A 5,439-nucleotide genomic window follows, 5' to 3' on the forward strand; every position below is an offset into this window, starting at 1 on the left:
CAAAATCAGGACGTGCTTTCTTCTATTTTTGAGACTTTATGCCCAGCCTCTTTTTACTGTCTAAAATAAAATAAATAAGAAACTTAGTATAATAATTAATTGAATCGATAAACCAATTAAAGCTACATATGGAGTATCTATACGAGTATCATTTTGTTCCTGAGCAATGGAAATGACAAATGTTACGATAAATGTAAATAAATGCAATGTAAAAAAGAATAAAATGACAACTAATAAAGCAATTGGAGATACAAATGTCATAAATGCTGTAATCATTAATAAAATAATCGCTAAAGCATTCATTGATTCATATTGTGTTAACCAATAATGAAATACATGTTGTCGTTTCAACAAAATATGTTTTACTCCAAAGGCAATGATTGGAAATCCAAAATAAAAAACAGCATAGAATAATAATAGTTTTAAGAAAACTAAAATATAATTAGGAGTAACTGTTAAACTTGGTAGGATAGAAATATCCGCAAGTAGTTGATATTGAGATAAAATTGCTCGAATACCGTGTGTAGTAATATACGAAGATAATAAAGTCGAAACAACAATCATAATATAACCAAATAATCGACTATTTTGACGTTTTCTTGAATAATTATTCGTTGGATGGACTAGTTTTCCAAAGAAGAAGCTAAAGAAACGAGTAATTCTTCTCCAAAAACTTGAATAAATCGCTTGGTTATTTTTAATACGATATTCTTGATCACTTCTGTTTTCTACAGAATTAGGTTGAGTAATTTTATTTTCTTCATCAAATAATGTTGTTTGAATAGTGTTTGCATCTTTTTCTAAATGTTCATCTTGTACAGTGCCACAAAAAGGACATAAAGGTTCCTTCTCTTCAATTAATTCGTGGCAGAATGGGCAATTTTTCACGTGAATTCTCCTTTATCAATCATAATTGATTTTCTCTGTTGTATTGTATCATAGAATGCAATTGGACAAAAGAAAAAGGACTAGAAATCTCTAATCCTTTTATAGTGGCATATACTAATATACGTGTCATGGTGTTCACATCACACATGAACAAACAGCTACATCCGGTAGTGTGCAAGCACATCTGTTCCACTTGACTTAGCAGACTTCTTTGTCTGCTTGTCGCCTCATCGCATAGATAGTATTATAGCAGACAAGAGAGTAGCTGTCACGTAAAAACACTAAACATCCAAAATTTTTCAATATAAAAAGCACCCCAAAAGGTGCTAAGTTGATTACATTTCAGTAAATGCTAATGGAACTAAATCACGTAAAATGGTTTCTTTTAATTCCCCTTTATTATTAGAAAGGTAAATTGGAGTATCGGCAGGGCATAGTTCTACTAATACTTGACGGCATAAACAACATGGAGGTAAGAAGTAGTCCGTTTTACCAGCTACTACAAGCATTTCCACATCTTCTTTTTGATAGCCTTTTGTTACCCCAGTGAATAAAGCTGTACGTTCTGCACAGTTTGTTGCTCCAAAAGAAACATTTTCCACATTAACTCCGGTAATTACTGTTCCATCTTTATATAAAATGGCACAACCGACTGGGAAGTTAGAGTAGGGACAATAAGAATGTTCCAATGCATTTTTTGCATGTACATATAGTTCTTCAGGTTTCATAAAAGTTCTCCTTAAATGGGATTATTTTTGACGAATAATTTCGATTTTGTATCCATCTGGATCTTTTACAAAATAATAGTTTGCTGGATTTCCAGGTAGACCTTTTAATTCTGTTACATCATAGCCTTTAGCTACGTGTTCAGCATGCCATCCTTCTAAATCATCGCTACTAATTGCAATATGACCGTAACCGTCTCCGATTTCATATCCTGGATGTCCGTAGTTATACGTTAATTCTAATTCGTAATCGTCACCATCAAAAGCTAAATAAACGATTGTAAATTTGTGTTCTGAGAAATCTTTACGACGAGTTTCTTTAAATCCAAATGCTTCTTGGTAGAAAGCTAAACTCTCTTCTAAGTTTTTAACACGAACACAAGTGTGTAACATTTTTGACATAGTATTCTCTCCTTTTAGTGTTTTTGTCTTATTAGCATAACGGATTATAGATTCTAATGCAAGAAATATACAACTTAGGATGGAAGGGAGTGTAACTCAAAATGTAAACACTTGTATATAAAATAAATACACTTTTTGATAAAAATTGAGTAAAAATGATTGCAGTTCAAAAAAGAATTTGCTATTCTGTTACCATTATGAAAGAAAATAGAGTTAATCATCTAAATGAGGTGTCAAAGTGAAAGTAATTAAATTTGGTGGAAGTTCATTAGCCAATAGTCAACAAATCAAAAAAGTACTTCAAATTGTACAAGCAGATAGTGATAGAAGGATTGTCGTTGTATCTGCACCAGGAAAACGTCATTCAGACGATGAAAAAGTAACGGATTTATTAATTCAATTAGCAACTTCGCATATTGAAGGGCAATATAATGAAGCAGTTTTAGAAGTGATTTTAGAACGTTATCAAGAAATTTATGATGAATTACAATTAAATTCAGATGTAATGGATAACATTCGTCAACATTTTGCAACATTAAAAGAGAGTAATTTAGAACCTGCTTATTTGATGGATGCTTATAAAGCAAGTGGGGAAGATAATAATGCAAAATTAATTGCAGACTACTTTACAAAAGAAGGATTACCAGCAAAATATATTAGCCCTAAAGAAGCGAATTTATTCGTAAGTGATACTCCAGGAAATGCACAAGTATTGGAAGAAGCGTATAAGGAATTAGAATATTTACAATTAGAAAAAGAAATTATTGTATTCCCAGGATTCTTTGGAGTAACAAAAGATGGAAAAGTTGTGACATTCTCTCGTGGAGGGTCAGATATTACGGGATCTATTTTAGCGAATGCAGTTTCAGCTGAAGAGTATGAAAACTTTACAGATGTGGATGCAATCTTTGTAGCAAGTCCAAAACTAGTTCATAAACCAATTGGAATTGATGTATTATCTTATACAGAAATGCGTGAGTTGTCTTACGCAGGATTTTCAGTGTTCCATACTGAAGCGTTATTACCAGCCATTAAAAAAGGAATTCCTGTTCATGTATGTAATACGAATAATCCTTCTGCAAAAGGAACTTACATTATGAAAGGAAAAGTAAATTCTCCTTCGATTATTTCTGGAATTGCAAGTTCTTCAGGTTTCGTTAGTGTTTATATTCAAAAATATTTAATGAATCACGAAATTGGATTTTTAAGAAAAACATTACAACTATTCGAAGATGAAGGAGTCAGTGTAGAACATATTCCAACAGGGATTGATGATGCAACAATTATTATTCGTGGAGAAGATGCTACGGATGAAATATTAGATCGTATTGTACATCGTTTGAAAGTAGAACTAAATGCGGATAAAGCATACTATGAACGTGGATTATGCTTAATCATGTTAGTTGGGGAAGGTATGGTTAGCATGGTCGGTACAACTGCTCGTGTTGCTAGCACATTAGCCCGTGAACAAATCAATATTGAATTATACAACCAAGGGGTATCAGAAGTTTCTATGATGTTTGGTATTAGAGAAGAGTACGAAAAACGTGCGATTCAAGCATTATATGACGAATTCTTTGGTGAAGAAGTAGAATACGAAGTAGTCGATAAATAGTAAATTAAATACTAAAGAATATATGACTTTCTTCTGATACAATAAAAACAATCAATAGTTTGAACATTTATCAAAGAGGAGTAAGCATTATGAAAAATATTTATATGTATGTTCAAGATACTATGGCCGATTTTGAACACGGCTATTTGATGCATGCACTAAGTTTACAGGCTATGTTAGGAGAACCTAAAGTAAAATTATTAACGGTTTCTAAAGGGAAAAAGTCTATAAAAACTGCTGGAGGAATGACAATTGTTCCAGATTTTAATCTATATGATATAGATACTGCAAATACAGATGCTCTATTGCTTATCGGAGGAGATAGTTGGTTGAACAATGAGCAAGATGACGTTTTAGAACTTGCCTCTAAACTATTACAAGAAAATATCTTAGTTGGAGCTATCTGTGGAGCTACTTTGGGATTAGCCGAAAAAGGAATTTTAGATAATCGATATCATACAAGTAATGCTTCATTCTTTTTAAGCCAGATGAGCCAACATTATCAAGGACATGGTTATTATAAAGATGAGATTGCAGTACAAGACGGAAAGCTTATTACTGCGAGTTCAGCTGGTTCTTTATTATGGGCTAAGTTTATTGTCGAGGAGTTGGGACTGTATTCAAAAACTACAGTCGAAGCATGGTTTAATTATTTTTCAACGGGCGATCCTCAATATTATGGCGAAATGATGAACTCTCTAGAAAAAGATGCATTGGAAAGTTAATATGAAAAAGATTATTTTCCTTCGTGGAGTAACACCAACTGGTACCAATAGAATTCCAAAAATGTCTTATTTAGTAGAAATCCTAACAGAAGTTGGTTTTTTAAATGTTCAAACATATATTCAGAGTGGGAATATACTGTTAGAATCAGAGTTATCTGACGAAGAAATCAGAATGTTAGTTCATGATACGATTTTGGATAAAATTGGAGCTGATTTATCAATAATTATCAAAGAAATTAATCAATTAGAGATTGCTGTTCAAGAAAACCCATTTGATAATACTTATGATAGTTCTCGTATTCATCTAGTTTTTACTAACGAAGAGATTCCTGAAAGTACTCTAACAGAACTTAGTAGAGAGAATTTTGGAGCTGAAGAGTTCTATGGTGGTCACGAGTGTTGTTACCTATATTTACCACGTGATGCTCGAAAAAAACGTTTAAACACTAATTATCTTGAAAAGAAATTTGGAATTCGGATGACTATGCGAAAATTGAGTGTAGTTAACCGACTTTCAAAGTTTTAATCAGACAGAATCAGATAAAATTATATTAAAAAAAACTAGAAACACTTGAATCCTGTCAATAATTTTGTGTAAACACTCACGAATAGTTTCAGAGTGTTATCAAATAAGCTTTGAAGTGTGTTAAAACAGTAGCTAACCCCTTTTTGGATTCATTTAATTTGCTTGAAATTATAATCTTTAAACAAGATAACTACATAACGTTCCATATCCTCCTTATTAGGGAAAAGAAGCTTCTTTTTGTTTGATATCCTAGATATAGTTCTATTTAGTTTCTTTATTTTTGGAATTCTAAAAGACATAAAGGGTTTAAGCTAAACAAAAGGCGACTAAATATCTAGACGTAATCTAATTTGAATTGTTTTTATCTGGGGTATGAGTCCGTGTCTTTAACGGGGTTACCAAAAAGTTACTAAAATTTGAAAAATGAGTCTATTTTGCAAGATTTAAAAGTACTAAAAACCTATTAAATCAAGGTTGTAAGATTTAAAAAATGTATTCATAGAACTCAAAATCCAGTGTCCGCAAGGACGTGCCGGTTCGACCCCGGCCGCCGGTATA

The 5,439-nt window shown here is 32.2% G+C and carries 6 protein-coding genes; 3 read left to right on the forward strand and 3 right to left on the reverse strand.

Features of this window, described 5'->3' with window-relative positions; genetic code table 11:
• Nucleotides 1-60: 60 nt before the first annotated feature.
• The 3 genes from RWL86_RS08155 to RWL86_RS08165 form a co-directional block, all read right to left on the reverse strand.
• On the reverse strand, nt 61-888 hold the full coding sequence (locus RWL86_RS08155; RefSeq protein WP_314078718.1) for a zinc ribbon domain-containing protein: 828 nt from the start codon (nt 886-888) through the stop codon (nt 61-63).
• A 335-nt stretch (nt 889-1,223) separates the two neighbouring features.
• On the reverse strand, nt 1,224-1,616 hold the full coding sequence (gene cdd / locus RWL86_RS08160) for a cytidine deaminase (protein WP_006702972.1): 393 nt from the start codon (nt 1,614-1,616) through the stop codon (nt 1,224-1,226).
• A 21-nt stretch (nt 1,617-1,637) separates the two neighbouring features.
• Nucleotides 1,638-2,015 (reverse strand): VOC family protein, encoded by a 378-nt coding sequence (locus RWL86_RS08165; protein ID WP_314078721.1) that lies wholly within the window; start codon nt 2,013-2,015, stop codon nt 1,638-1,640.
• 238 nt (nt 2,016-2,253) lie between these two features.
• Between RWL86_RS08165 and RWL86_RS08170 the strand changes: the two genes are divergently transcribed.
• The 3 genes from RWL86_RS08170 to RWL86_RS08180 all read left to right on the forward strand — a co-directional run bounded on the left by RWL86_RS08170 (nt 2,254) and on the right by RWL86_RS08180 (nt 4,881).
• Entirely contained in the window at nt 2,254-3,630 is a 1,377-nt protein-coding gene (locus RWL86_RS08170) for an aspartate kinase (protein WP_314078723.1), read from the forward strand.
• 89 nt (nt 3,631-3,719) lie between these two features.
• Complete coding sequence (locus tag RWL86_RS08175) at nt 3,720-4,355, forward strand: DJ-1/PfpI family protein (RefSeq protein ID WP_314078725.1); 636 nt, start codon at nt 3,720-3,722, stop codon at nt 4,353-4,355.
• A gap of 1 nt (nt 4,356) precedes the next feature.
• Nucleotides 4,357-4,881 (forward strand): DUF1697 domain-containing protein, encoded by a 525-nt coding sequence (locus RWL86_RS08180; protein ID WP_314078729.1) that lies wholly within the window; start codon nt 4,357-4,359, stop codon nt 4,879-4,881.
• Nucleotides 4,882-5,439: the final 558 nt, after the last annotated feature.

The organism is uncultured Granulicatella sp. (assembly GCF_963515095.1).
In the GTDB taxonomy this organism is placed as follows: Bacteria; Bacillota; Bacilli; order Lactobacillales; family Aerococcaceae; genus Granulicatella.

What these genes read in the sequence shown, in the direction of transcription:
- RWL86_RS08180 (WP_314078729.1), top strand. Translation starts at nt 4,357, where the DNA reads ATGAAAAAGATTATTTTCCTTCGTGGAGTAACACCAACTGGTACCAAT.
- cdd (WP_006702972.1), bottom strand. Translation starts at nt 1,616, where the DNA reads ATGAAACCTGAAGAACTATATGTACATGCAAAAAATGCATTGGAACAT.
- RWL86_RS08175 (WP_314078725.1), top strand. Translation starts at nt 3,720, where the DNA reads ATGAAAAATATTTATATGTATGTTCAAGATACTATGGCCGATTTTGAA.
- RWL86_RS08165 (WP_314078721.1), bottom strand. Translation starts at nt 2,015, where the DNA reads ATGTCAAAAATGTTACACACTTGTGTTCGTGTTAAAAACTTAGAAGAG.